This is a genomic window from Collinsella sp. Sow4_E3, assembly GCF_052116285.1.
Lineage (GTDB): Bacteria > Actinomycetota > Coriobacteriia > Coriobacteriales > Coriobacteriaceae > Collinsella.
Genome location: NZ_JBQKLJ010000119.1, coordinates 1 through 460 on the forward strand (window position 1 = coordinate 1; position 460 = coordinate 460).

Annotated in this window: 1 protein-coding gene; it reads left to right on the plus strand. The window is 62.2% G+C overall.

From position 1 onward, the window contains the following. Positions 1–454, plus strand: a 454-nt coding sequence (locus tag ACTQ48_RS11560) for a hypothetical protein (protein ID WP_441571076.1), incomplete at its 5' end; no start/stop codon positions are given. Positions 455–460: the final 6 nt, after the last annotated feature.

Here is a 460-nt window from a genome sequence, read left to right on the forward strand (position 1 = left end):
AACTGGACGCGCTGGCGGCCGACGCCACGGCCCGGGGCGTGTCGTGGGACTCAGTGGTCTACATCCGGGGCACCAAGCTGGTAAGTCCATCCAGGGCCCCGGGGGTGCCGTTCAACACCGCGTCGGTGGCCCCCGACTGGCGGGCACGGTAGAGCGTTATCAAACTGTTATCTTTCTGGAGTTGACACCTAGCAATGTAAGTGTGCTAAGCTCTATACATAGCCACAAGGGCTACCGACGAAAGGACAAGAACATGAACGCCACCTACAGCACCAAGAACGAAGCCATCGCCGCGGAGGTCATCGCCGTCATCAACAGCGGCATGGCCGACGCCGACGACTACGACGTGGACGCCATCGCGGATGAGGTTCTGGGCGACTACGGCGACGGGTACGCCCTCCAGGTCGAAGACGCCGACTTCTGGGCCATCGTGGCCAAGCACGCCAGGAACTGAGTCCTC